The sequence below is a fragment of the Martinezella sp. CNPSo 3732 genome, assembly GCF_057784515.1.
In genome coordinates this window covers 946,647-973,028 of sequence record NZ_JBXSOO010000001.1, presented here as the reverse complement: position 1 = coordinate 973,028, position 26,382 = coordinate 946,647, and the positions used below count along the sequence as shown (strand labels likewise).

Genomic DNA, 26,382 nt, shown 5'->3' with positions numbered 1-26,382 from the left:
CCGGACTAATGCCGGGCAGGGGATTGGCTGGGAGGTTACCAGTTGGGCAGCCCAAGTTGTTTGGCCTGCTTTTCGACATCCTGATCATAGAGCGCCGCGGCGTCCTTCGCGGAGCGAATTCCGGTCCCGACTTCGACGGTGATTTGCTCCAGGGCTGGCCCTTTGACCGGTGATAGAAACTCCAATGCCGGGGTCGCATGCCCCTCCGTTTCGAAATAGGGCAACATGTCGGAAACGACGGGCGGAATATCCTTCGGCAACTCGCATCCCCTGACGAGATAGGGGCCGGAGGAAACTACTTTAGCCATCAGGTCGCAGGCTTCCTTGGAGCCGACCCAGTCGACAAACTTCTTGGCCTCTTCGACATGTTCTGATTTCGCGGAGACATAGAGTGCGGCAGGCATCCAGACGGTGAGACCGTTCTTGGCCGCATCTGCTCCGGGGAGTGCAAAGAAGCCGAGGTCTTTCAGATTGTCTGGAAAATTCTGCTGTATGTTTCCAATGCCGAAAGTGAGGTTTGGATAGTGCGCGGCCTCGCCCGTGGCGACCATGCGCATGCCGTCGTCGAAGGTTGCCGCGCCGAAATCGGCGTTGAAAAATCCGCCTTTTGCGACCTCTTCCAGATGTTCGAACCCCCGCAAGGCAGCGGGCGTATCGGCGTATTTCTGCTTGTTGGCGGTGTAGTTGGCGGCAAAATCCGGGATCTCCGCCTGAACATTGTGGAAATCGGCGAGCACGAAAAGCTGCGACGTCCAGGTCGTGCCGTAGGTTTGCGCGATCGCCACCTTGCCGGCCGCCTTGATCTTCTGGTTGTTGGCCATGAAATCCGCCCAGGTCTTGGGCGGAGTAAGGCCGAGCTCGGCATAGATCTTGCGATTGTAGAAGATTCCGCCTCCCATGGCCGGGCCGAACGGGATGCCGCGAACGTGGCCATCCGGGCCCGTGACGACCCTCTTGAAACTATCGAGAATTCCGGCTTCGGAGGCGAGGTCGCTGAGGTCAGCCATTGTTCGCTCCGGCTTCAAGGCCTGGAACAGCGAGCCGGCGTTGTATTGAAAAATATCGGCCATTTCGCCGGTTGCAAGGCGTGTCTTGATGATGTTGTCGCCTTCCGATCCGCCGGCACGCTGTTCGACATCGAAGCTCACATCCGGATGCTTTTCCATATAGGCCTTGGAGACGGCATCGAATGACGCGATGGATTCGGGATTGGTGTCAATCAGGACGCTGAGCGTCACGTCGGCATGTGCGACGCCCGCCGTCAGCGACATTGAAATTGCCGCGAGGACGCACTTCATCATTCTCATAGTCATTTCCTCCTCCTGAAGACCGGAATGAATTGAGCTGCCTGCTTGCGGGATGAGATGCCGCAAGCTGTATCAGATGGCAAAGCTGATCGTATGTTCCCCCTTGCTCAGTTTGAGTTGCCTGCTTGGTTCGATCTCGGCGCCATCCACCTTTAACGATTTTCGATTTTCTCCCACTGCCAGGCGGGCCGTTGTACCTTCCGGCAGCAACAGACGGCATGTGACGGTTTCTCCCTTCACCGCCCATGCGGTCTCTATGCGGCCGAACCGTGTGTCATGCCAGGCCGAGACCGGCGATAGTGCCGGCAGGATGGCAGGGTCGAATGAGATTTCTTCGAAGCCCGGCGCGTCCTCCAGCGGCTTGATTCCGGCCACATCCTCAAAGAGCCATTGGCAAACGGCTCCATAGGCATAGTGATTGTAGCTGTTCATGTCCGGATCGTAGATCGTTCCGTCCTCGGCAAGCGCGTCCCATCGTTCCCATATCGATGTCGCACCTTGATCAACCTGGTATAGCCAGCCCGGCACCTTGCGATTGAGGAACATCTTTTCGGCGAGATCATCCATGCCGAGCCGCGTGAGAGCCGGAAGCAGTGCAGGGGTTCCTATGAAGCCTGTGCCGATGACGCCGTCGGTTTCTTCGGCCACGCGCCGGAAATAGGCACGGGCGGCCTCTTCATGCTCCGGCGGGACAAGGCCATATAGGAAGGCCAGCGCCCATGATGTCTGATCGTTATGTGCGATGCGGCCGGACGGTGTAAAGAACTCCGCCTTGAAGGCGCCTCGGATCTCCTCTCTCCGGATCTCCAGACGTTCAGCCGCCTGATCTTCTCCGAGTATGCGGGCGATCTTTGCCGTCAACTGGGTAGAAATGAAATGATAGAGGGTCGCTGCGCAATCATCGGCGACCGTAGGCCGCGGCTTACGATTGTCGCCAACGGGCTGCAGCCAGTCGCCGAAGGTGAAGCCATTCGCTCCCCAAACGGCGGGGGGCCGAATGATCGGTCCGTTGGAAATGCCCCATAAATAGTCGAGCCAGCGCTGCATGGCCGGGAAGCATTCCCTAAGCACGGCGGTATCGCCATAGTGGAGGTAAAGCTGCCAGGGGATGATGACGATGGCGTCTCCCCAGCCGGTCGATCCCGCCCAGTCGCCTCGGCTATCGATCGGGTGAAGCCGTGTCGGGTCCGGCGAGAAATGCGGGATTGCCCCATTGGCACGCTGATCATGCATGACATCGCGGAGGAATTTCCGCAGGAAGGATTGGCTGTCTGCCAGCCAGCACGCCGTCCCGGCGAAGACCTGCGCATCGCCGGTCCAGCCCAATCGTTCATCGCGCTGCGGGCAGTCTGTCGGCACCTCTATGAAGTTGGAGCGCTGCGACCAGATGGTATTTTCGACAAGGCGGTTGACCGCCGCGACGCCGCAGTTGAAACCGCCGGCCGCCACGGGAACGGATGATATCGGAACCATGGCGATGCCGACCAGTTCTGCCTGGCCGGTGATGTGGACGCGCGCATAGCGGAAGCCCATAAAGGTGAAGAGCGGCGCATAGACCTCTTCTCCTTCGCCGGCGAGCGTATAGATCAGCTCGGCACGCGCGCTGCGATAGTTGCGATTGTCGAAAAATCGCCCTGGGCCGAGCACTTCGGAATGTTCGATGCGGAGCTTGGCACCTTTCTCACCTTTCACGCGGATGCGGATATAGGCGCCGGCATTCTGGCCGAAATCATAGACGTTGCTGCCGCCGTCTTCGATCCAGCTGTCGATCGGTGTGTGCTCGGGGAGTTCCTTGACGGCGCCCGTCTCGTGCGGAACGAGCAATCCCTTGTCAAACGCGAGAACGTCGACGCCATGGCTGTCCTGCGGCGTGATGCGGGCGTCGTAATCCTCTCCATAATAGATGCCGTTGCGGGTGACCGGCGTGAAACCGCTCTTCCAGCTGTCGTCGGTCTTCAAAAGCAGCTCGCCGTCGGCATTCAGCTCCGCAATTGCCGCCGCCCGTTGGCCCCAGCAATTGAAGACCGGGTTAAGTGCCCACATCAGCTGGCTGCGGTACCATCCATCCCCGAGCCAGATCTCGATGCGGTTTTCGCCGGCGCGCAGATGCTCGGTAACGTCGTAGGTCTGGTAGGCGATCCGGTCATCGTAGCAGGTCCAGCCCGGCGTGAGCAGATCTTCGCCCACGCGCCTGCCGTTGATGAAGGCACGATAGAGCCCCAGCGCGGAAATGCGCAGCGTCGCTTCGGTTGGCAGTTTTTCCAGCGTGAATTGTCGGGAGACGAATGTCCCTGCGGTTCCCTGGCCGGCATCGCACGCCGGCGCGATCATCGATGCAGCAAATTGGAGTGCGGAATCGACACGGGTCTTGGCCACGGCGGCGCCGTGGTCTGAGCGAATTGTCATTGCATGTCTCCTCAGCCGCCTGTCCTCCGGCGGGATACGATTTTGTGTATCGTTCTATGTATATCATTCTACACAATCGATTGCGGCGCAAGACTTTTGTGCCTATAATTTGCCCGGATCGGGGATTGAAACAGTTTATGACGAAAAATCAGATCGTTAACGCGGCGCAGGAGAGGGTGACCATCCGGCATGTGGCAGAAGATGCAGGTGTGTCTGTTGCAGCGGTATCGAAAGTCTTGCGCAATGCTTACGGCGTCAGCGACAGCCTGAGAGGCAGGGTCGAAGCCTCGATCGAAAAGCTTCGCTATCGTCCATCGGTTGCCGCGCGAGCGATGCGTGGGCGGACGCAGACCGTTGGTGTTTTGGTGATCGAGCTATCGAACCCGTTCCTTCCGGGCGTCATCGAAGAGGCCAATGCCGCCTTATCGGAAAATGGCTTCAAGGCGTTGATCGGCATTGGGCGTTCCGCGAGCTCGATCGAAGCGTCAATGATCGAATCGATGATCGACAACCGGATGGATGGGGTCGTGATCATCGCCCCGCGCATATCCGGCAAGGTTTTGGAGCGCTATGCGCGGCAGATTCCGATCGTGGTCATCGCGCATCACGAGCCGCATGCCGAAACCTATGACACCGTCAATTCGGACGATCGGCGAGGCGGATATCTGGCTGTCGAGGCCGCCCTGCATGCAGGCTATCGGGATATCGCCATGCTGAGCTATGATCTCCTGGATTCGCCGGCGACCATCGTTGCCGTACAGCGCGAAGAGGGCTACCTCGATGCCATGAAGCATGCCGGGCTCAAGGGACGCATCATCCGGCTGCCGCCGGTCGCTGTCGATCGCGAGCGGGCGATCCGGAATTTCCTCGATTCAAAGGACCGGCCGCGCGCAGTTTTTGTATGGTCCGATCTCGATGCTGTCCCTTTGCTCAATGCGGCGCGGACAAGCGCAATTCGCGTGCCTGAAGATCTTGCGATCATCGGCTACGACAACTCTCCGATGGCCGCCATACCGCTTGTCGGCCTGACGAGCGTCGATCAAAATCAGATGCAGCTCGGGCGGACGGCTGCGGAGGTGTTGCTCAGCAGGATCGATGGCCGGCATGACGCCAGACATTTGCTGATCGAACCCCGCGTGGAAATGCGCGGCAGCATTTGACGCGTAATCCGGACAAAAAGGCGGAACGACGGGCCTGGCCGCGTCCGGCTCCTCTGTCTCGGCATGGGCACAGCCGAATTTTCGCTCCAGCCGGATAGCTGGTTTGTTGCGGTGGCGAAAAAGCATTGCGAAGTGTCAGAAGATGCAAGGCACGCGGTTCGCAGGAAAACATCCCACTGAAATGAGCCCATGCGGTCAGCGCTCTTCGGCGGTCTCCGAGTACAGGTTTGGCCGCGAGGCGAGGAAGTCGATGAAGGTTCGAACCTTTGCGGAAAGGTACTTCCTGCTGGGATAGACCGCATGCAGCGTGGCATCGAATGTCACGGCTTTCGGCAGCACCATCTCCAATCGGCCATCGGAGACATCGTTTTGCGTCATCCACATCGGCAGGAAAACCAGCCCCATGCCCTCAAGCGCTGCCAGATGCAGCATGATCTCGTTTTCGCTTTGCATGACGGGACGGAAGTTCACGGTCTGAGTCCCATCCTGCCCGGCGACGGCTATGCTGCCATTCGCGTTCATGCCGCTATAGGCCAGCAGTGCGTGACCATTGAGATCAGCGAGCTCGCTCGGACGGCCTGTGCGGGACAGATAGGCCGGAGATCCGACAAGGTGAAAAGCAACGCGCGTCAACGGTCGGGCGATGAGATTGGGATCGAGCCGCTCGGGGGAGGTCGCCCGCAGGGCGAGGTCGAAGCCCTCATCAACCAGATTGACGATCCGACCGCTGAGATCCATGTCGAAGCGCACGTCGGGATAGCGCTGGTGGTATTCGGCGATCATCCGGGCGACGAGCGTGTTCGCTGCCCATACCGGTGCGCTGAGCCGCAAAGTTCCGCGCGGCATGACCGTGACGTTGCTGACGGCCGCTTCCACCTCGTCCAGTCCATCGAGCATCTGCCGGGCTTGATCGAAATAGAGCATGCCGCTTTCCGTCATGCTGACATGCCGGCTGGTTCGATTCAGCAGCCGGGTTCCCAGCCGGTTCTCAAGGTGCATCACATGTTTGCTCGCCATTGCCGGCGAGAGGCCAAGCCGATCTGCCGCCGCTGTAAAGCTCTTGAACTCCGCCACTGCGCAAAAGACCCGCAAGCTCGTTAGCGTATCCATGGATCATCAACTCACAGGAAATGTTTCTTCAATATAAGCTGTATTGATCAATAAATGAGAAAAGTTAGTTTGGCCAGATACACGACCGGCCTCCATCATTCTCTCCGGTCTCGAGTTGGATGATGGGTGCCCCGCGACAAGGATGAACACGTGAACAAGCTTCGTCTTCCGACCTACTTCATCAGTCACGGCGGTGGCCCCTGGCCCTACATGAGCGGTGAATTCCGCAATAATTTCGACAAGCTCGAGCAGTCTCTGATCGAGATGCGTGCCGAGCTGGGGAATACGGTCCGGGCGATCCTGGTTGTCTCGGGCCATTGGGAAGAGAAGGGCTTTTCCATATCCTCAGGAGCCCATCCTGGGATGGTCTACGACTATCATGGCTTTCCGGAGTATCTCTATCATATCAAATACGGCGCTCCGGGCGAACCCGAGCTTGCCAAGCGGGTACAGGCTTTGCTGCATGCGCGCGGGATCGAGGCAGGGCTCGATCCGACCCGCGGCTTCGACCACGGGACGTTCAGCATTCTGAAACCACTTTATCCGGAGGAAAGCGTTCCGGTCGTTCAGATGTCTCTGGATGCCGGCTACGATCCGGCCTTGCATCTCGAGGTTGGGCGTGCGCTGGCGCCGCTGCGCGGCGAGGGCGTGCTGATCATCGGAAGCGGTCTCAGCTATCACAATCTGCCTGCCATGCGCGGGAAGGAGGGCTACGAGCCGTCCCGTCAGTTCGACGCCTGGCTCCAGCAGACGCTGATCCACTCATCACCCAAAGAGCGCGCAAAGCTTTTGCTCGAATGGGAACGGGCCCCTTCGGCCCGCGCAGCGCATCCGCGCGAGGATCATCTCATTCCGTTGATGGTGGCCGTGGGTGCCGCAAGCGACGAGCCCGGCGCCGTCACCTACCATCAGACTGATTTCGCCGGCGGGCTGACGGCATCCAGCTTCCGTTTCGGCGACGCGCCCTCAAGCCGATGATGGCGCTCTGGAAGGAAAATTTCGAACTCAAAGGCACAGCCGCCTGATGATCTGGCGGCCATTCAGGAGAAATACCATGTTGAATACCACGAAATGGACCCCTCATGTTCTTGCGATCCTGCGGATCGTGACCGCATTGCTGTTCCTCGAACATGCGACCATGAAATTCTTCCAGTTCCCGGCAGCGATTCCGGGCGTGACCTATCCATTGCCGGCCATCATGCTTGCTGCCGGCGCAATCGAGATCGTCACCGGATTGCTGATGACCGTCGGCCTCTTCACGCGCATCGCCGCTTTCGTCGCTTCGGGCGAAATGGCGGCCGCCTACTGGATGGCGCATGCTCCGCAGGGCTTCTGGCCGGCACTCAATATGGGTGAGGCAGCGATCATGTTCTGTTTCATCTTCTTGTTTATCGCCTTTGCCGGTGCCGGTAGCTGGGCTTTGGACAATATCCTGCGTCCGTCTTCGAAGCAGATGTCGCTGACTGAGGGCGCATAAGGCACACGCGCTCTCGTGTTGAGACGAGAGCGCGTCGCTAAGGTCGAGCCCTGACAACTGGTAAAGCCGTAGCTGCCGATAAGACTGGGCCTTCGTTCCGAGCGTTGTCGCCGTTCCGCGGCAGCGCCGACTTGCGTGAGATCAGTTGGGGCGGTCAGCGACGCGTTGAGCAGGCCATATTGTGGCTTGCCGCCCCGGTTTATACCGAGCTTTGTTACTAAGCCGATTCCCGCAGCATGAGGTCAGCGGACAATAGAAATCGCGCAGGCGAGGTTTCTTCGACTCGATCCTCGCTCTCGTCATTGTCGCCGAGCATGCTGAGAAGCATATCAACTGCCCGCCTGCCGATTTCGCTGACATTCTGCGCGACCGTCGTGATCGGCGGACAGGCGTATCGCGACAGGGGATGATCGTCATGCCCGGCAATGCGGATGTCGGACGTCGCGCCATGTCCAACTTTGAGGCCTATCTTGTAGGCAGCGGCGATCGCACCGAATGCAATTCGGTCGTTTGCGCAAAGGATGGTTTTCGTCGGCAATCGTTTCAGGTCGACGAGGCGCGTCATCTCGTCGAATCCGAACCTTTCGAAATCCCACGTTCGGATTTTTGTCAAAGGCAGGATGTGCGGTGTCAAAGCGAACCGCGTCATCGCGTTGACATAGGCGGCTTCGCGCGTACGCGCGTTCGTGTTCACATCGGGCATGCCGAGATAGCTCGGAGGCTCGCCTGAACGGCATAGATAATCGACGATCAGTCCAAAACTTTGCTGGTTATCGGTACCGACGAAAGCGGACGTGTCATCCAATGGCGAATCCACATAAACAAGCGGAACGCTTCTGCCGTATTCCGCCAGAGTTTGCTGGTGGGATTCCACGCCGAGCGGTGCGATGATCGCGCCGGCCACGTTCAACGATTTGAGGGTGCGGATCGCCCTGTCTTCAAGGTCGGGCTGCCCATCCGTCGACAAGACAAGCGGAAAGAACCCCGCCTCTGTCGCCAGCGCTTCGATCCTTCGGGTGAGCGCCATATAAAACTGGTCGACCGAGTTTGGAATCACGATCCCGACGATATTGGTCCGGCGCCGATTGAGGTTGACCGCAAAGAGGTTTGGCCGAAATCCCGATTTCTTGAGCGCAACTTCGATAGTCTCGCGCGTTTTCTTTCGGACTGAATTCGGATCGTTGAAGTATTTGGAGACCGTGGGGCGAGAAAGGCCGACAAATTCCGAAAAGTCCTCCATTGTCTTGATCGGTTTCGGCACGATGTTGTCTCCAGACTCTATAGAAAAGTGTCTATCCGACTCTTTATCGAGGGAAAAGAGAGTTCCTCCGCCAGGGAGGAACCGAGGTTATTCCGCGACAAATTGCACCTTCATCGTGGGCGTAGCGCCGCTCTTGGTGAAAAAGGGCAATACCTCCTTGAGCGGAAGCCGATGGGAGATCAGGCGTGCCATCGTGCCGTTGTCTTTGCGAAGCAAATCAAGGGCAGCAGGCAGGTTCTGATTCAATGAGTGCGAGCCGGCAATCGTCAACTGACGCCGGAAGATGTCGAAGGGCGATATCGAGACCCGGACACCCGGCGCGCACACGCCGAACACCAAGATCGCACCGCCGTCCTGTGCAAATTCCGGCATGTTCTCCACGACGGTTGAAACACCCGTCGCATCGGCAACAAGATCGAAAGATCGTTTACGGCCTTCGAGTTCAGGGGACGCAGGGTGCAGGGCCTCCAATCCCAGCTCGCTGGCAAAGCTCAGACGGCTTTCATCGATATCGGCAACGACGACGTCGCTGACGCCCTGCGCCCTGATCGACAGGGCAAGCAGAAGCCCGATCGGACCGCCGCCGAATATCAGAGCGTTTTCCGCGCGCCGTACTCCGGTTGTCAGGCCGATATTGCCGAGCCCGTTGAGGACGCAGGCGAGCGGCTCGGCCAAAGCCGCGACATCGAATGAAAGATCGCCGATATCGTGCAGATGAGACACCCTGACGATGCTGTATTCGGCAAAGCCGCCATCTTGCGTGACGCCGTAAGCCTCCAGCTTTTTGCAAAGATTTGTCAGTCCCTTGCGGCACAGACTACAGGTGCCGCAGGGCAGGTTGGGGTCGACGGCGACCCTCGCACTCGGCCGCAAGCCCGTGACGTCTTCGGCGACCGCCTCGACCAGGCCTGCATATTCATGGCCGGGTATCAGCGGAAAGCGCCCTTCGCCGTAGCGGCCGTGGAGAACGTCGATATCCGTGTGGCAAAGTCCGCCAGCCTTCACGCGGATGAGGGCATGTCCCGGCGCCAAAACGGGCAACGGCATATCGGCCAGTCCCGCGACGCCCTTTTCCGTGAAGCATATTGCTTTCATGTCGGATCCCTCAGCTCATCCAGTTGCCGCCATCGACATTGTAGGTCTGTGCGAGAATGTAATCGCTGTCCGAGGATGCAAGAAACACTGCAAGACCCTTGATATCGTCGGGCGTTGCGAACCGTCCGATCGGAACGGACTTGGCGACGGCAGCTTTCTTCTCGCCCGGCTTCAGGCCTTCCCATTTCGCGAAATGGGCATCGACGATATCCCAGTGCTCGCCATCGACCACGCCAGGTGCAATGGCGTTTACGTTGATGCCGTATTTCACCAGGCCCAAGGCGGCCGATTGCGTTGCCGAAATGATGGCTGCCTTGGATGCGCAATAGAGCAGCACCAATGCTTCCCCGCGCCGCCCGGCCTGGCTTGCCATATTGATGATCTTGCCGCCGCGGCCGCGGCCAATCATGACATTCGAAACGGCCTTCATCATGAAGAGAGGACCCTTCAGATTGATCGAAAAGACCTTCTCGTAGCTGGCCTCGGTGATCTCGTTGATGGGAGCCATGTCGAAGATGGCGGCATTGTTCACCAGAATGTCGATACCGCCATAGGCCTGGTCGATCTCCTTGACGACAGCGTCGATGGCATGGAGATCGGTGACGTCGAGTTTCATCGCCTTTGCGTTCGGCCCGAGGTTTCTGGCCGCCTCGGATGCTCTTTCGATATTGATATCGACGATGACGACTTTCGCGCCTTCCTTGATATAGGCCTCCGCAAAGCCAAGCCCGATACCACGCGCACCGCCTGTAATGAGTGCGATCTTGTCTTTCAGCTTCATGATATTCCTCCCTGACAGAGCTTGCGCCTAATGCGCAACGTTGGTGGTGATATAGGGGCTTCGAACCTGTGCAGCGCGATGCCGTTTCATTGAAAAGATGGCCGTCTCCGCCGAATGAATTCACGCGAAATCGTTGTCATCGAAAACCTCTTCGCCGTGCCTCGGGCGCCGGACGACAGCGATCGGAGGACGCGACTGGGAAGGAAGGCAAGCCGGAATCCCGACAGCCGACGCTGCCGGAACCCTCCGGGAGGAGGCCCGCGGTCGCGACACCGCGGGCGAGCCGGCTACCTCACTTGGGGTAGCCGGCCTTCTTCATCTCGCGCTCGACCTGCTTCTGGGCATTGTCGAGAGCGGCATTGACGGTTTGCTGGCCCGCAAGCGCCGACGCGATCTGTTGACCGACGATCGTTCCGATCCCCTGGAATTCCGGGATCGCGACAAACTGGACGCCGGTGTAGGGAACCGGATCCTTGGTCGGATGTGCCGGGTCGGCGGATAGGATGGCCTTCTCGACGGTGGCGGCAAATGGCGCAGCCTTCTGATATTCAGGCAGGTCGTAGGTGGATTTGCGAGTGCCGGGCGGAACGGCAACCCAGCCCTCCTTCTCGCCGACCATCTTCACATATTGCTTGGAAGTGGCCCACTTGATGAAGGATTTTGCCGCCTCTTCCTTGGTGGAAGAGGTTGGTATCGCGAGGTTCCACGACCATGACCAGCTCGATCCGTTCGGGGTCACGTTGACCGGAGCGCGCGTGAAGGCGATCTTGTCGGCCACCTGGCTCTGCTTGGGATCATAGACGCGACCGGCTGCGGAAGTAGCGTCGATCCACATGGCGCAATGACCGGTCGAGAACAGGGCCTGGTTCTCGTTGAAGCCGTTTGAAGTCACGCCGGGAGGGCCGTCCTTCTTCATGAGGTCGACGTAATCGCTGATGGCCTTCTTCCACGGTTCGGAGTTGATCTGCGGCTTCCAGTGCATGTCGAACCAGCGGCCGCCATAGGTGTTGATCATGGTTCCGAGGAAAGCCATGTTCTCGCCCCAGCCCGGCTTGCCGCGTAGGCAAAGGCCATATTGCCCCTTGGACTTGTCGGTGAGCTTGTCCGCAAACTCCTTGATCTGATCATAGGTTGGCTGATCGGGCATCTTGAGACCCGCAGCGTCGAACAGGTCCTTGCGATAGAGGGTAAACGAGCTTTCGGTGTAGAACGGTATGGCATAGAGCTTGCCGTCGACAGTCAGGCCGGATTTGATGGGCGCAAGCAGGTCACCATAGTCATAATCATCGCCGAGATCGTCGATCGGCTGAAGCCAACCCTTCTTGCCCCAGATCGGCGCCTCATAGCCGCCGATGGTCATGATGTCGTATTGGCCGCCCTTCGTCGCGATGTCCGTCGTCAGCTTCTGGCGGAGCACGTTTTCTTCGAGAACGACCCAGTTGAGCTTGTTGCCCGTCTGCTTTTCCCACTCGGGAGAAAGCTTTTGCATGATGATCATATCGCCATTGTTGACGGTGGCGATGGTCAATTCCTCAGCCTGAGCCAAACCTGCGGCCAGCGTGCAGCCGGCCGCCGAAGACAGCATTACAGCAAGAATCCTCTTCATCGTCTCGCTCCTCCTTACGAGCGTTGGCGCACAAGATTACGTGCGTAAATATTAAATTCTCCAGCGTCGGCTCAGAGTCAATCGATAATTATTGACAGAAGATGATGCGCTTTGGCGATATATCACTAAACAATTGAAAATAAAACATATTATCCTCAATTTCATATCGATGTGCCTGTTGGCGATTAAAATACGCACTTTCAAAAAAATTTTCATGCGTAAACTTATGATTGACGCGAGCCTTTGGAAGACGTACCTGCTCAATGCAGCAGGGAGGATGAGCACGATGACGGTTCACAATGGGCGCATAGCCCCGGAAAGCTTCGGCCCGACGATCACGGTCGGGGAGATACTCGTCGAGATCATGGCGAGCACCACCGGGTCCGGATTCAAGGAGCCTCAGGCGCTCATCGGCCCGTTTCCGAGTGGCGCACCGGCAATATTCATCGATCAGGTCGCTCGCCTCGGCGGCGCGGCAGGCATCATCGCAACGGTAGGGGCCGACGATTTCGGCACTATGAACATAGAACGCCTCACGCAGGACGGCGTGGACACGTCGGCCATATCCATCTCGCCCGATCGACCGACCGGAAGTGCGTTCGTCCGCTATCGCGACGACGGATCGAGGGACTTCATATTCAACATCATGCACTCGGCGGCGGGCTCGATAACCCTGAGCCCTCCGGCAGAAACCTTGATTGCGAAGGCCGGACACCTGCATGTGATGGGATCCGCCTTTGCAATTCCAGGAGCAGATAAGGTTATCGATGCCGCCATCAGTTCGGTTCGTTCCCGCGGCGGATCGGTTTCATTCGACCCGAACGTCCGCAAGGAACTCCTCGGGTCGGGAAATTTCCGGCGCCAGTTCGAAACCATGATCCAGAACGTGGATCTTCTGTTGCCGTCCGGCGAAGAGCTTTTTGTGGCCGCGGGAACGGACGGGGAGGCCGCGGCCATCAGGGCGCTACAGGCCCGTGGTGTCGGCGAAATTGTATTGAAACGCGGCGAGAAGGGAGCGACCTTCTTCGGGGCCTCGGACGCGAGATATGATTTCCACGGGTTCGAAGTGAACGAAGTCGATCCAACCGGCGCAGGAGATGCCTTTGGCGCGACTTATTTGACGTCGCGCCGGCAAGGCCTTGGCCCGGAAGTCTCCTTGGAGCGGGCCGCGGCGGCCGGGGCCTATAACGTGACCCGGATGGGCCCTATGACCGGTCTGCCCGACATCGCACAGCTTGACTTTTTCCTGTCCACCAATCCACGGAGAGCGGCATGAACCTCTTCCTCAAAAGCCTTGCAGATGCGCGCCGCGCGGGCAAGCCGGTCGGAATTACGTCGGTGTGCTCGGCGCACCCGCTCGTGCTTGAAGCGACGATGTCGCTGGCTCGGCGGGAGGGCGGTCCCGTCCTGATAGAGGCTACGTGCAACCAGGTTAACCAGTTCGGCGGCTATACCGGAAAAACGCCGGCGGATTTCGCCGGAGATGTTCTCGCGCTCGCCGAGGCCAACGGGGTGGCGACTTCCGACGTCATCCTCGGTGGCGATCATCTCGGACCAAATCCCTGGCGGCGAGAGAGCGCCTCCGCGGCGATGGCCAAAGCCGAGGTCATGGTTGCGGAATATGTGAAAGCGGGCTTCACCAAAATCCATCTCGACGCTTCCATGGCATGCGCCGATGACCCATCCGCCCTCGACGATGCGATCGTGGCTCAAAGGGCGGCAAGGCTTGCCAAAATTGCCGAACAGGCTGCGCGGGAAGTGGGCACCAAGCCGCTCTACGTGCTGGGGACGGAAGTCCCGGTGCCGGGAGGCGCGGACCACGCGCTCGACGTCGTCGAGCCGACCGGGGCGGAAGCCGCCAGGGCCACCATCGAGATCCATCGCGAGATTTTCGCAAGAGAGGGGCTGGCGGAGGCATTCGACAGATGCATTGCCTTCGTCGTTCAGCCGGGCGTAGAGTTCGGCAATGAAAACGTGGTTAGCTACAGACCTGAACTCGCAAGCAAACTGACCAGCGTGCTCGATCATGAAGTGGGTCTGGTTTTCGAAGCGCATTCGACAGACTACCAGTCGGAAGGTGCGCTGACCGCGCTGGTGCGCGATGGATTTCCAATTCTGAAGGTTGGGCCTGGATTGACGTTCGCGTTGCGAGAAGGCCTCTTCGCGCTCGACTTGATCGCAACGGAACTTGACCGGGATTATGACCGTAATCTTGCCGTCACCATGGAGCGCCTAATGCTGAAGCATACAGGCGACTGGGCGGGACATTACCACGGCAGCGACGAGGCTATCCGGCTTCAACTTCGCTACAGCTACAGTGACAGAATCCGTTATTATTGGGGTTATCCGGAAGCTGTCGGCGCCGTTCAAAAGCTCACCGATACACTCAATGGCCGCGAAATCCCGCCGACGCTGGCAAGCCAGTTCCTGGGGCGGATGGCAGACAGGATCGGCGCGAAGAACAGTGTAGGCAGGATCGTCAAGACGTTTGTCGGCGATGTCCTCGAAACATACGGCCGTGCGTGCAGGCAAGCCGGCTGACCGATCCAGAAACGGCTCTCTTGGTCTATCCCGCCTAATCGGCTACCGGCTCGCCGAGCGTATGCATAAGACGGTTCGCCCAGCCGAAGATGGCTGACGACAGGACGAGGTCGAGGGATTCCAATTCAGAGAAGCCCACATCGGCCAATGCCTGCGCGTCGGCTTTCGTGGCCTTGGGCGGCGTTGGCGAGAGGCGTGCGGAAAAATCGAAGATCGCCTGCAGGTGCTCGTCGAGTTCCGCATCGAGGCCGTCCGCGAAAATTGCTTCGATCACGTCGGTTCTTTTGGTCTGGCTGATGAACCGGGAGGCGTGAACCGCGGCGCAGTAGACGCAGCGGTTGACGACGGATGCGGCCGTCGCGCCCAGTTCTCGCTCGCTCGAAGCAAGCCCGTCCTTTCCGTACATGATCAGATTGAACAGGGGAGAGCGGACGGTGAGCGATTCCGGATCGTGCGCAAGCGTCAGAACATAGGGTGAAATGCCTTTGTTGGACGGCGTTACCTGCATGGCCGCGCGCTGTTCCTCGGTCGCAGTCTCCAGGTCGACCGGAACGACATAGGGCTGCCAACGCGGAATTTTGGTGGTGAAAGCGTGGACGACTTCGCTCATTGTCTTGCTCCGATCAGTGCCAATCCCGCGATGACGCGCACCTGGTAGTTCACGAAGGCCGCCAGTTCGGAGAGCCGGACGATGTCGGCATCGGTCACGCCGCTGGCGCGCAATGCTTCTATGTTCGCGCGGGTTGCCTCCCTTGGTGCGACGCTCAGCCGGTCGGCGTGACGAACGATCTCGGCGACGCGTGGGTCCTGCGCCGTCGTGCCCGGTGCGGAGAGCGGGGCAATCGCGGGTTCGCCCGCCCGTTCCACGAGAGCATCATAGTGGCGCGCCAGCGCCTCGTTGTGATTTTGCCGGGCCATGCGGGCGGCAAGCGCTGCGCGAAGTCCATAGGAGAGACCGCCGGGATCACGCGGCAGCAGCACGGCATCATGGGCTGCCTCGCTCAGGCGCAGAATCTCCGCGCGCTTTTCCATGGCTTCGGCGAGCGCGGAGCCGGGCTTCACGGAGACTAGGGTTTCGATGAGTGTCAAAACAGGCTCCTCGGTGCGTCTGTGGGGTAGCATCTAGGTAGGCGCGACATGTCATTATGTCAAATAATAATGAATGAGCGATCTTGATGCGAAATAATTATCTAATTCCGATCGTCAAGTGAGAATTCCTATGCTTTACTCACATTAAGAGGAGTGTTTCATGCCATTTATGCATTCTAACTCTTTCGATATTCGGCAACTTGAAGCCTTCGCAGCCGTGATTTCCGCAGGCAGCGTGACCGGGGCAGCGCGCCTGCTGGGCCGATCTCAACCGGCGGTCACCAGGCTCATCCAGGATCTGGAAGCCGATATCGGCTATGCGCTCCTGCATCGAAGCGGTCCGCGGATCACGCCGACCTCGCGGGGGGTGCTGTTTCATTCCGAGGTCGAGCGTCATCTCGCCAGCCTCACACATATCCGCGAGCGTGCCGAGGCGATCGGTCGTGATGAGCCCCCCACGCTGACGATCGCGGCCACGCCTTCGCTTGCTGCGGGCGTTCTGCCGCAGGCGCTTGCGGCTGTTGCCCCGGATCTGATCCCGCGTCATCTGCATGTGCAGGCGCTTGCGGCCGAAAACGTCGTTCAGGCCGTGCTCGCCCGCTCGGCGGATTTCGGGATTGCAAGCCTGCCGCTCGAACATCCCGGCCTCGAAATACACTGGATCGCGGAGGCGCCATGTGTCGTCGCTATCGGCGCGAAGGATCCGCTTGCCGAGCGTGACTTGGTGCGCCTTGCCGATCTCGCCGACCGCCGCATTATCACCCTGGCAAACCCATATCGCTTGCGTCACCGGGTCGATGAGGCGCTGGAACGGGCAGGGATTTCGCCGGACCGGATCATCGATGTCAATGCTTCATTGACGGCGCTTTCGTTGGTGCGGGCCGGGCTTGGGGTTGGCATCGTCGAGCCGGCGACCGTGGTCGGCGTGCCGCTTGACGGTGTCGTGATGCGCGTGCTCGATCATACCATCCCCTTCCTGTTCGGTGCGATATCGCCCGCCGCGCTGCCGCTCACTTCGACGATCACAGCCGTGATCGAGGCGGCGCGCGCGGTGGCTTTGGCGATGCCAGGCTCCCGCCTGTTCGACTCGAGCGGCGCAGAAGCGCTGGCCGATACCGTTTACGGGCGGGCTCCGCGACCTGAGGGAATGTCGATATGAGCGATCTGTCCACCTTGCCGGACGGCCTCGATGCTCTTGAGGCGCGGCTGCGGCAGGATCTCGCCTGGCTGGAACTGCCGGCCAAATCCTGGGTGCCGCCGCGCGTGGTCGGTGGTCAGCCTGTCGTCGATGTCGTCATCATTGGTGCAGGCATGGCAGGGCTTGTTGCGTCCGGTATGCTGAAGCGTCTCGGGGTCGCCAACCATCTCGTCCTCGACAAGGCGACTGCTGGTCAGGAAGGGCCGTGGGTCACCTTCGCCCGGATGCGAACGCTGCGTTCTCCGAAGCAGCTCACCGGGCCGGCGATGGGGCTGCCCGCTCTGACGTTTCGTGCCTATTACGAAGCGCGTTTCGGCCGCGAGGCGTGGGTCGCGCTTGACCGCGCGCCGCGTGTGACGTGGATGGAATATCTGATCTGGTACCGCAAGGTGCTCGAGCTTCCCGTCCGCAACGGTGTGACGGTCGATGCGATCCTCCCACGCGAGGACGGAATGCTTGATCTTGTCTGCGTCGAGCATGGCCTCAAGGAGACGATCATTGCGCGTCATGCGGTGTTGGCGACCGGCCGCGATGGTCTGGGCGGCCCGTTCGTGCCTGATATCGCGAAAAGCATCGGCCGCAAGTTCTGGGCGCATACCGCTGAGGATATCGATTTCGCCGTGCTGCGCGGCAAGCGGATTGGCGTTGTTGGTGCCGGCGCCTCGGCGATGGACAATGCCGCGACCGCTCTCGAAGCCGGTGCGTCCCGCCTCGATATGTTCGTGCGCCGCAGGGAGCTGCCGCGGATCAACAAGTTCACCGGCATCGGCAGCCAGGGCGTCGTGCATGGATTTGCCGGCCTTCCCGATGAGTGGAAGTGGCGCTTCCTCAATTATGCCATGGGCCAGCAGACGCCGCCGCCGCGGGCGAGCGTCTTGCGCGTCAGTTCCTTCCCGCAAGCCCATCTCCATCTGGAGAGCCCGATCAACGGACTGGAGCAGGAAGGCGACCACGTCATCTTGAAGACGCCAAGGACCAGCTATCCCGTCGACTTTCTGATCTTTGGAACGGGCTTCAAGATCGAGCTGAGCAATCGGCCGGAGCTTGCCGCCTTCGGCCCCCATATACGCTTGTGGCGCGATCGCTTCCCCGTGCCGGCGGAAATGCCCAACGCCGAACTCGAGGGATCTCCCGATCTCGGAGAAGCGTTCGAATTCCTCGAAAGGGAGCCGGGCTCGTGCCCGACGCTGGCAAAGATTCACTGCTTCAATTTTCCGGCGACACTCAGTCACGGCAAGCTCACCGGCGACATCCCGGCAATCAGCGAAGGCGCCGACCGTCTGGCGCGTGGCATTGTCCGCGCCCTCTTCGTCGCCGATCGCGAGAAGCATTTCGAAAACCTCCAGGCCTTCGACACGCCGGAACTCCTCGGAGACGAGTGGGCAGACGACGAGACCGAAGAGCCTTCCGACCTATCCTCCGAAAGGACCTGAGACCCGAAATGCTGGAGATCAAGAACCTAAAGCTGTCCTACGGAAGCACGCAGATCCTGAACGGCGTCGACCTGTCGGTGAAACGCGGCGACGTGGTGTCGATCATCGGCCCGAGCGGTACCGGCAAGACCACGCTTTTGAAGTGCATCAACCATCTAGCCAAGCCGTCCTCCGGCTCGATCGCGTTCGACGACATCCGCATGGATTACGGACGCCCCGACAAGGCGGCGGTGCAGGCGATCCGTCTTCGCACGGCGATGGTCTTCCAGCAGTTCAACGTCTTCAAGAATATGACGGTGATCCAGAACGTCATGGACCCGCTTGTCGTCGTTCAGCGCAAGCCGAAGGAAGAAGCCCGCGCCATCGCCCTTAAGGAGCTTGAACGCGTCGGTCTTGCCGACAAGCTCGACAATTATCCCTCCCAGCTCTCAGGCGGTCAGCTCCAGCGGACCGGCATCGCCCGCGCCTTGGCGGTCAAGCCGGACGTGATGCTATTCGACGAGCCGACCTCGTCGCTCGATCCTGAACTCGTGAACGAGGTTCTGAAGGTGATCAAGGATGTGACATCCTCGGGCATCACCTCGCTCCTCGTTACCCACGAGATGCAGTTCGCCAAGAACATCTCGAACCGCATCGTCTTCATGGACCGGGGGGTCGTCGCAGCCGACGGAAGCCCTGCCGAAATCTTTGACACACCCTCCAACCCGCGCCTCGCTCAGTTTCTCAATTCCGAACAACGCGCGATCCAGTAGAAAGGATGCCTGAAATGACTTCCATGAGTTCAATCTCGCGCCGTGGCCTCGGTCTCGCCGTAGCAGGCGTCGCAATCGCCTTCGCAACCGCCTCGTTCGCCGAGGAGGTCCGCACGATCAAGATCGCCACCGCTGCCGAATCGAAGCCGCTCTCCTGGGGCGCGATCGGCGTCGAGCCGCAGGGCTACGAACCCGACGTGCTGAAGGCGATCAACGCCAAGCTGCCCCAATATAAGTTCGTCATGGAAGGTGCGGCCGACATCGCGCAGGAAACGGGCCTTGCTACCGGCAAGTACGACATCGCGACGGGCGGTTATTACCGCGCGCCCGCCCGTGAAAAGCAGTTCCTCATTCCTGACGCGCCGATCGGTGCGAGCCTGATCAAGATTTACAGCCGCAAGGACAGTGGCATCAACGAGATGAAGGATCTGGTCGGCAAGAAGATCGTGCCCGTCACCGCTGGCGGCGGCATCTATAAGTTCGCCACGGCATGGCAGGAGCAAAACCCGGCCTACAAGATCGAAATCACCGCTTCGAGCGCCGGTGTTCCCTATCCGGACCGTCTGAAGGAAGTGCAGAACGGCAAATACGATGCGCTCGTACTGCCATCCAACCTTGGCGAGCAGACCGTGATCGACCAGCAGAAGCTCGACATCAAGACGAGCGAGCCGGTCGCGATCAATCAGACCTTCGTCCTGATCCATCGTTCCGAGGAGAACAAGGCCCTCTCCGATGGCATCGGCAAGGCTCTGAAGGAGCTCAAGGCCGACGGCACGCTTGCCAAGCTCTCGCAGAAGTGGTTCGGCGAGGACATCACCACGTACATGAAGTAACGCCGCCCTCCGGTCCCGGCGATCAGGCCAAAGACTGAAAGAAGGAGTGTTCCGAAGTGGACCTTTCCGTAATGATCCCAGAGCTGCTTTCGGCCCTGCCGCTGACGCTCGCGATCACGTTCACGGCCATGATCGCCGGCTTCGTGCTGGCGTTGATTGCGACGACATTTCGGGTTCGCAGGATCCCGGTGATCAGCCAATTGGCGGATCTCTACGTATCCTACGCCCGCAGCGTGCCTGTCGTCCTTCAATTGTTCGTCGCCTTCTACGGGCTTCCCGTGCTTGTGGGTGCGTTCGGCGTCGCGGACTTCGTGTCTCCGACCATCGCCGCGATGCTTGGCTTGAGCCTCTATCACGGCGGCTATCTGTCCGAGGTCATGCGGCCGGCCTATCTCGCCGTCGAACGTGGCCAGCATGATGCGGCGGACAGTCTCGGCTATACGTTCCGCCAGAAGCTCACGCGTGTTCTCGGCCCGCAGGCGGTTCACATCGCGCTCCCCGGCTACGGCAACTCGATCATCTACCTGATCCATAACGTCGCGCTCGTCATGTATATCGGCGCGGCTGACGTCATGGCGACCGCCCACCTTGTGATGGAGCGCGACTACAACCAGTACCAGTTCGAAACATACCTCGTGCTGGCTGTGCTCTATTCGCTGCTTTGCCTGGTCGCTTGGTCCGTCGTCCGCTTTTTCGAGCTTCGTTCCGCGAGATTTTCTCCAGGCGCGAAGCGCGGCAGAACCACGCTGATGGCAAGTGTCTAAGCAGAGGGGCTGCTATATGTTCGATATCGACGTTCTTCTCCCCGATCTTTGGGACATACTGGGTGCAGTACCCCTCACGCTTGCGATGGCGCTTGCGATCTTCGTCCTCTCGACGATCATCGGCAGCCTGTTCGCCATGCTCGAATATCGGCGGATCCCTGTCCTGCGCCAGCTTGTCGTCGCCTATAAGGTCGCGTTCAAGGGCGTGCCGATGGTCGTGGTGATCTTCCTCGCCTATTACGGCCTTCCTTCGACCCTGCAATTCCTGACGTCGCTCATGGGTGTGAACTATAACGGCCATTCGACGCCAAACTGGGTCACGCTCATCGTCGCCCTGACGGCCTGCGTCGCTGCCTTCCAGGCGGAAGTCGTCAAAGGCGCGCTGAACTCTTTCGACACCGGCCAGGCCGATGCAGCCTATTCGCTCGGCTACAAGAAGAGTCAGCTCTTCCGCCGGGTCATACTTCCACAGGTCATCGTCGCCGCGATACCGGATCTTGCCAATTCCTTCATGGTCATCATGAAGGCGCTTTCCCTGGGGTTCGCCATCGAGGTGGTCGATATCTTCGCGCAGTCGCAGCTGACCGCCGCGCTGAACTTCTACTATCTCGAGGCCTTCCTGGTCGCGGTCGTGATCTACATGGTAATAGCCTATGCCGTAACCCAGATCGCGGACAGGACGGAGCGGGCGCTCAGGGTGCGGACTTGAGCTCGACCCCAATGCTTCCGCCCTTGCAGGCCGAGACAGCATCCATCGGCTGATCGCCTTTGAAAACCGCAGCCAGGGATGAGCGCCCGCTCTGTGCACTCTTTTCCCTCGCGATCCTCTTTTTTGGAAATTCATTTCTCCTCTTTCTCATTAGTCCACTTAATTTATAGACAAAGGTCTAATTGGAGAGAGTGGTAATGAGCATCGAAAAGTCCGATAGCGGTCTGGGAAGACGGGATTTGTTGAAATTATCCGCAGCGGCCGGAGTTGCCGTCGCCGGCGCTTCCCTGATCGGGCAGAAGCCAGTCTTCGCCGGCGACGGAGAACTGTCTCTGAAAGGCAAGCGCATCGCCATCAGCGCGACCGGAACCGACCACTTCTTCGACCTGCAGGCCTATAATGCCCAGATCGAAGAGGTGAAGCGCCTCGGCGGCGAGCCGATCGCCGTGGACGCAGGCCGCAATGACGGCAAGCTGGTCTCGCAGTTGCAGACGCTGATTGCCCAGAAGCCGGATGCGATCGTTCAGATCCTCGGTACGCTGAGCGTCATCGACCCCTGGCTGAAGAAGGCGCGCGATGCCGGCATTCCGGTTCTGACCGTCGACGTCGGCTCGACCAATTCGATCAACAATACCACCTCCGACAACTGGGGCATCGGTAAGGACCTGGCGCTGCAGCTCGTCTCCGATATCGGCGGCGAAGGCAATATCGTCGTCTTCAACGGCTTTTATGGCGTGACGCCCTGCGCGATCCGCTACGACCAGCTGGTCAATGTCGTCAAATATTTCCCGAAGGTGAAGATCCTCCAGCCGGAACTGCGCGACGTCATCCCGAACACCGTACAGGACGCTTTCACCCAGATCACCGCGATTCTGAACAAATATCCGGAAAAGGGATCGATCAAGGCGATCTGGTCGGCATGGGACATCCCGCAGCTCGGCGCGACCCAGGCGCTTGCCGCTGCCGGCCGTACCGAAATCCGCACCTACGGCGTCGACGGCAGCCCCGAAGTGCTGCAGCTCATCGCCGATCCGAAATCGCCCGCCGGCGCCGATGTCGCTCAACAGCCGGCAGAAATCGGCCGCACTGCCATCCGCAATGTCGCGAAGCTGCTTGCCGGTCAGACGCTGCCGCGCGAGACCTACGTTCCAGCCCTTCTGGCCAACAAGGCCAATGTCGGCGAGGTCACCAAGAAGCTCGGTATTGGCTGATAGTCCGCGCCGGGCGATGCTGCCATGGCTGGATCGCCCGGAATATGTCCGCTGGAGACCGAGATGAGCGCTATTTCTTTCAAACAGCCCGTGACGGCAAAAGACGACATCGTCCGCTTCGAAGGCATCGTTAAGCGCTTCGGCGGAGCGCAGGCGCTGGCGGGTGCGTCACTGAGCGTCAGGCGTGGAACCATCCATGGTCTCGTCGGCCAGAACGGCGCAGGCAAATCGACACTGATCAAGCTGCTCGCCGGTCTTCACCAGCCGGATGACGGGCGGATCGAGATCGAGGGGCAAGCTTTCGACAGGCTGACCCCGCATCTCGCAGAAGAGCTCGGTATTCATTTCATTCATCAGGATCGCCTGCTCGTGCCGACTTTTACGGTCGGCGAAGCCCTGTTTCTCGGCCGGGAGCCGCGCATACCAGGCACGCCATTTCTCGATCGTCGGCTGATGCAGCGCCGTGCATCCGATATCCTCAACGATTATTTCGGCGTCCGGTTGCCGAATAGCGCGCTGGTCAGCGAATTGTCGACGGCCGAAAAGCAGATCGTGCAGATCACCCGCGCGCTTCTCAACCAGCCTAAGGTGCTTGTCTTCGACGAGCCGACGGCGGCATTGGTGCGTCGCGAGGCCGACATCCTCTTCCGCTTGATCCGTCGTCTGCGCGATGAAGGCGTGACCATCATTTACATCTCGCATTACCTGAACGAAATCGAGGAACTCTGCGACCACGTCACCGTGCTGCGTAACGGGCTGGACGTCGCTTCGCTGCCGATCGGGGATACATCGGCTGCAGCGATCGCGCGGCTGATGGTCGAGCGCGACATCAAGGAAATGTTTCCGAAGCCGGTGGTCGCACCCGGCGACGAAATCCTCAAGGTCGAACAGCTTTCGGCGCCAGGAAAATACGAGGATGTCAGCTTCACGCTTCGCCGCGGCGAGGTGCTGGGCCTCACCGGTCTGCTCGGTTCCGGGGCAAAGGAGCTGGTCCGCGCCCTCTTCGGTCTCGATAGGCCGGCCTCCGGTCGTATCGAAATCGGCGGCAAGGCTGCCCGTTTCGCCAATCCCAGCCACGCGACGGACCACAGGATCGCCCTGGTGCCCGAAGATAGGCGCCGCCACGGCGTCGCGCTTGACCTCAGTGTTGCGGAAAATATCAGTCTTTCCAGCCTCGATCGCTTCACGCGCTTCGGCTTTCTCGACCGCAAGGGCGAAAGGCGCGAAATCGATGCTCTGATTGAACGGCTGCAGGTGAAGACCAGAGGGCGTAATGCCTTGCTGCGCACGCTTTCAGGTGGCAATCAGCAGAAGGTGGCGATTGCCAAATGGCTCAGTCGCCATTCCGAGGTCTATCTCCTAGACGAGCCGACGGTCGGCGTCGATATCGGCTCCAAGGTCGAGATCTATACGCTGATCGGCGAACTCGCGGCGCGGGGCGCCGGTATCATAGTCCTGTCTTCGGACCTGCCCGAACTCTTAGGCATCACGGATCGCATCCTTGTGCTCTTCCGTGGCCGGGTGGTCCGGGAATTCATATCGTCGGAGACGACGGCGGATGCTGTGCTCGCTGAAGCGACAGGATCGTCGGAAGGGCAGCGCCATGTCGGCTGAAGTAGAATTCGCGCCTTCCGGATTTTCGACCGCAGAAGGGCCTGCCCGGCCGACCGGCAGCGTCCCGGCCGCGGCATTGCGCTTCGGGTCGCTGATCGCCTTTGCGGCCATCCTGATCGTCTTTTCGCTGACAGCGCCTTATTTCCTCAGCATCGGCAATATCGGCAATGTGCTCGGCCAATCAGCCATCTCCGGCGTGCTCGCGATCGGACTGACGATCGTCCTCATCGCCGGCGGCTCGAATGTCGTCACCGGCGGCATCGACCTGTCGCTCGCCGCCAATATGGGCCTCAGTGCTGCCGTTTATGCCAGCCTGACGCAACTTGGCTTTGGTGACGTCACGGCGATCATGGCATCGATCCTGACTGGTACACTGATCGGCGCGGTCAATGCCATCGCCGTCGTCTATGCCGGTATCGTGCCGCTGCTCGCCACGCTTGCCGTCATGAACGTCGTTGCCGGCCTGGAACTGGTGCTGACGGGGAATACCGTCCTTCCAGCTTCCACGCCGTTCCTTTCGGCGCTTTCTGCTTCGGACTCCTTCGGCATGCCGATCCTCGCCTACGTGCTCATCGGCTTCACGGCAATTGCAACGGCGATTGTGCAATATACGCCGTTTGGTCTCCGCCTTTATGCCGTCGGCGAGTTTCCGGATGCTGCGCGCGCCGCCGGCCTGCCGCTTCGCCGCCTGCTTGCCGGTGCATTCGTCGCCAGCGGCTTCTCGGGCGGCATCGCCGGCATCCTCTCGGTTTCCTACCTGAGCGGCAGCACGACGGGTTCCGGCGAGATGCTGCTGCCCGTTGTTGTCACCGCTTTGCTCGGCTCGGTCTTTTCACGCCGGCTGGTTCCGACCGTCACCGGAACACTGCTTTCAGCCCTGCTGGTCGGCTTCCTCACCAATGGTTTCCAGCTGCTCAACATTTCGAGCACATTGGTGAGTGGCGTTCAGGGCCTGCTCATTCTCGTCGTGGTCTCGGCGACCACCCTGTTGCGCCGGCAGGAGGCCTGAACATGTCGCTCCACACTTCCGCACACGCCACGGCTGGCTTGCGGCGCCTGATGGCGGGCCACCTCGTGCGCTACGGGCTGATCCTCGCCTTGGTTGCGGTCTTTGCCGCCTTTTCCCTGATCACGCCGACATTCCTGACCCTTGCCAACCTGCAGAGCATTCTGGTCAACAATTTCACGCTGCTTGCCATCGTTTCCATTGCCATGACCTTTGCTGTTGGATCCGGTGGCATCGATCTTTCGGTGGGGACGGCGATGGATTTCGCAAGCTTTGCCTTCGTCTCGCTCGTCCTTGCCGGGCAGCCGGTGGCACTTGCGGCGTTTGCCGGATTGGGAGCCGGGGCACTCGTGGGTGCCTTCAATGCGCTGTTGATCTCAGGGATCGGCGTCTCGCCGTTCCTTGCGACGCTCGGCACGCTGTTCATCGGCCGCAGCATCCAGCAATTGCTGACCAACGGCGGCAATCCCGTCTATCTGCCTCCGAACGGCGTGCCGGAGACTTTCCGTTTCCTTGGCCACGGTACGATCTGGGGTTTCCCTGTGCCGCTTGCAACCGCCATCGTCATCATCGCGATCGCTGCGGTTATTTTTGCCCGCACGCGCTTCGGCCGCATCATCCTGTCAATCGGTATCCAGCCGGGCGTCGTACGCTATTCCGGCGTTGCGGCTCCCGCCTATATAGCGGCCACCTTCGTACTGGTTGGGTTGATCGCAGCCGTCGCCGGCCTCATTCTGACTGCGACCGTCACCGTCTATATCCCATCTTCCGGCAATGCATTTCTGCTGAACGCCATCGGTGCAACCTTCATCGGCACGACGCTCAGCCCGCTCGGGCGCCCGAACGTCGCTGGCACCGTGCTGGGTGTGCTGCTACTCAGTATCGTGGCCAATGGGCTCCTACTGACCGATCTGAATTTCTATTGGCAGCAAGTCGGTACGGGAACACTGATCTTTGCCGTGCTCGCTCTGAGTTTCATCAACCGGAAAGCAGCTGGCCGCGCGTAAGGCGGGCCGTTGAGGATTATGG

General features: G+C 59.9%; 24 protein-coding genes. 15 read left to right on the top strand and 9 right to left on the bottom strand.

The window, feature by feature from the left end; all coding sequences use genetic code 11:
- Window positions 1–35 precede the first annotated feature (35 nt).
- Window positions 36–1,307, bottom strand: a complete 1,272-nt coding sequence (locus tag AC13RM_RS04395) for an ABC transporter substrate-binding protein (protein ID WP_488554665.1) — start codon at window positions 1,305–1,307, stop codon at window positions 36–38.
- Between the two features lie 72 nt (window positions 1,308–1,379).
- A complete protein-coding gene (locus AC13RM_RS04390; protein WP_488554634.1) occupies window positions 1,380–3,713 on the bottom strand; it encodes a family 78 glycoside hydrolase catalytic domain in 2,334 nt (777 codons plus the stop codon).
- 137 nt (window positions 3,714–3,850) lie between these two features.
- On the opposite strand from AC13RM_RS04390, the gene AC13RM_RS04385 reads away from it, so the two are divergent.
- Window positions 3,851–4,873 carry a LacI family DNA-binding transcriptional regulator gene (locus tag AC13RM_RS04385; RefSeq protein WP_113232548.1) on the top strand — a complete coding sequence of 341 codons (1,023 nt, stop codon included), beginning with the start codon at window positions 3,851–3,853 and terminating at the stop codon, window positions 4,871–4,873.
- Between the two features lie 195 nt (window positions 4,874–5,068).
- On the opposite strand, the gene AC13RM_RS04380 is transcribed toward AC13RM_RS04385, so the two are convergent.
- Entirely contained in the window at window positions 5,069–5,983 is a 915-nt protein-coding gene (locus tag AC13RM_RS04380) for a LysR family transcriptional regulator (protein WP_488554633.1), read from the bottom strand.
- A 150-nt stretch (window positions 5,984–6,133) separates the two neighbouring features.
- Between AC13RM_RS04380 and AC13RM_RS04375 the strand changes: the two genes are divergently transcribed.
- Both AC13RM_RS04375 and AC13RM_RS04370 read left to right on the top strand, forming a co-directional pair.
- Window positions 6,134–6,961, top strand: a complete 828-nt coding sequence (locus tag AC13RM_RS04375; protein WP_488554632.1) for a DODA-type extradiol aromatic ring-opening family dioxygenase — start codon at window positions 6,134–6,136, stop codon at window positions 6,959–6,961.
- Window positions 6,962–7,037: 76 nt separating this feature from the next.
- On the top strand, window positions 7,038–7,460 hold the full coding sequence (locus AC13RM_RS04370) for a DoxX family protein (protein WP_113232545.1): 423 nt from the start codon (window positions 7,038–7,040) through the stop codon (window positions 7,458–7,460).
- A 217-nt stretch (window positions 7,461–7,677) separates the two neighbouring features.
- Here AC13RM_RS04370 and AC13RM_RS04365 read toward each other — a convergent pair whose 3' ends face one another.
- From AC13RM_RS04365 to AC13RM_RS04350, 4 genes are all read right to left on the bottom strand, one after another.
- The gene (locus AC13RM_RS04365) at window positions 7,678–8,700 is read right to left on the bottom strand and encodes a LacI family DNA-binding transcriptional regulator (protein WP_488554664.1); all 1,023 of its coding nucleotides are present in this window, start codon (window positions 8,698–8,700) and stop codon (window positions 7,678–7,680) included.
- Window positions 8,701–8,808: 108 nt separating this feature from the next.
- A complete protein-coding gene (locus AC13RM_RS04360; protein WP_488554631.1) occupies window positions 8,809–9,816 on the bottom strand; it encodes a zinc-dependent alcohol dehydrogenase family protein in 1,008 nt (335 codons plus the stop codon).
- A gap of 10 nt (window positions 9,817–9,826) precedes the next feature.
- Complete coding sequence (locus tag AC13RM_RS04355; protein WP_113232543.1) at window positions 9,827–10,597, bottom strand: L-iditol 2-dehydrogenase; 771 nt, start codon at window positions 10,595–10,597, stop codon at window positions 9,827–9,829.
- 292 nt (window positions 10,598–10,889) lie between these two features.
- A complete protein-coding gene (locus tag AC13RM_RS04350) occupies window positions 10,890–12,203 on the bottom strand; it encodes an ABC transporter substrate-binding protein (protein ID WP_285170830.1) in 1,314 nt (437 codons plus the stop codon).
- A 277-nt stretch (window positions 12,204–12,480) separates the two neighbouring features.
- Between AC13RM_RS04350 and AC13RM_RS04345 the strand changes: the two genes are divergently transcribed.
- Together AC13RM_RS04345 and AC13RM_RS04340 are read left to right on the top strand one after the other, a co-directional pair.
- Entirely contained in the window at window positions 12,481–13,479 is a 999-nt protein-coding gene (locus AC13RM_RS04345; protein WP_488554663.1) for a tagatose kinase, read from the top strand.
- A complete protein-coding gene (locus AC13RM_RS04340; RefSeq protein WP_488554630.1) occupies window positions 13,476–14,744 on the top strand; it encodes a D-tagatose-bisphosphate aldolase, class II, non-catalytic subunit in 1,269 nt (422 codons plus the stop codon). Before AC13RM_RS04345 ends, AC13RM_RS04340 begins: the two co-directional genes overlap by 4 nt.
- Before the next feature lie 34 nt (window positions 14,745–14,778).
- On the opposite strand, the gene AC13RM_RS04335 is transcribed toward AC13RM_RS04340, so the two are convergent.
- Window positions 14,779–15,354, bottom strand: a complete 576-nt coding sequence (locus AC13RM_RS04335) for a peroxidase-related enzyme (RefSeq protein WP_285206253.1) — start codon at window positions 15,352–15,354, stop codon at window positions 14,779–14,781.
- Window positions 15,351–15,833: a CMD domain-containing protein gene (locus AC13RM_RS04330; RefSeq protein WP_488554629.1), complete on the bottom strand. Its 483-nt coding sequence runs from the start codon at window positions 15,831–15,833 to the stop codon at window positions 15,351–15,353. The genes AC13RM_RS04335 and AC13RM_RS04330 overlap by 4 nt, the downstream gene beginning before the upstream one ends.
- Window positions 15,834–15,993: 160 nt before the next feature.
- Here AC13RM_RS04330 and AC13RM_RS04325 point away from each other — a divergent pair, with 160 nt between their 5' ends.
- The 10 genes from AC13RM_RS04325 (at window position 15,994) to AC13RM_RS04280 (ending at window position 26,360) form a co-directional block, all read left to right on the top strand.
- Window positions 15,994–16,992 carry a LysR family transcriptional regulator gene (locus tag AC13RM_RS04325; protein ID WP_488554628.1) on the top strand — a complete coding sequence of 333 codons (999 nt, stop codon included), beginning with the start codon at window positions 15,994–15,996 and terminating at the stop codon, window positions 16,990–16,992.
- Window positions 16,989–18,464 carry an NAD(P)-binding domain-containing protein gene (locus AC13RM_RS04320; protein WP_440479222.1) on the top strand — a complete coding sequence of 492 codons (1,476 nt, stop codon included), beginning with the start codon at window positions 16,989–16,991 and terminating at the stop codon, window positions 18,462–18,464. The genes AC13RM_RS04325 and AC13RM_RS04320 overlap by 4 nt, the downstream gene beginning before the upstream one ends.
- Window positions 18,465–18,472: 8 nt before the next feature.
- Window positions 18,473–19,216, top strand: coding sequence for an amino acid ABC transporter ATP-binding protein (locus tag AC13RM_RS04315; protein WP_374821198.1), 744 nt, complete (start codon window positions 18,473–18,475; stop codon window positions 19,214–19,216).
- A 14-nt stretch (window positions 19,217–19,230) separates the two neighbouring features.
- Window positions 19,231–20,049 (top strand): amino acid ABC transporter substrate-binding protein, encoded by an 819-nt coding sequence (locus tag AC13RM_RS04310; protein ID WP_374821195.1) that lies wholly within the window; start codon window positions 19,231–19,233, stop codon window positions 20,047–20,049.
- Between the two features lie 56 nt (window positions 20,050–20,105).
- On the top strand, window positions 20,106–20,813 hold the full coding sequence (locus tag AC13RM_RS04305; RefSeq protein ID WP_374821192.1) for an amino acid ABC transporter permease: 708 nt from the start codon (window positions 20,106–20,108) through the stop codon (window positions 20,811–20,813).
- A 16-nt stretch (window positions 20,814–20,829) separates the two neighbouring features.
- Window positions 20,830–21,522: an amino acid ABC transporter permease gene (locus tag AC13RM_RS04300; RefSeq protein WP_488554627.1), complete on the top strand. Its 693-nt coding sequence runs from the start codon at window positions 20,830–20,832 to the stop codon at window positions 21,520–21,522.
- Between the two features lie 197 nt (window positions 21,523–21,719).
- Window positions 21,720–22,733, top strand: coding sequence for a sugar ABC transporter substrate-binding protein (locus tag AC13RM_RS04295; RefSeq protein WP_285170848.1), 1,014 nt, complete (start codon window positions 21,720–21,722; stop codon window positions 22,731–22,733).
- A gap of 63 nt (window positions 22,734–22,796) precedes the next feature.
- On the top strand, window positions 22,797–24,347 hold the full coding sequence (locus tag AC13RM_RS04290) for a sugar ABC transporter ATP-binding protein (RefSeq protein WP_488554626.1): 1,551 nt from the start codon (window positions 22,797–22,799) through the stop codon (window positions 24,345–24,347).
- A complete protein-coding gene (locus tag AC13RM_RS04285) occupies window positions 24,337–25,356 on the top strand; it encodes an ABC transporter permease (RefSeq protein WP_488554625.1) in 1,020 nt (339 codons plus the stop codon). Before AC13RM_RS04290 ends, AC13RM_RS04285 begins: the two co-directional genes overlap by 11 nt.
- A gap of 2 nt (window positions 25,357–25,358) precedes the next feature.
- On the top strand, window positions 25,359–26,360 hold the full coding sequence (locus tag AC13RM_RS04280) for an ABC transporter permease (protein WP_488554624.1): 1,002 nt from the start codon (window positions 25,359–25,361) through the stop codon (window positions 26,358–26,360).
- Window positions 26,361–26,382: the final 22 nt, after the last annotated feature.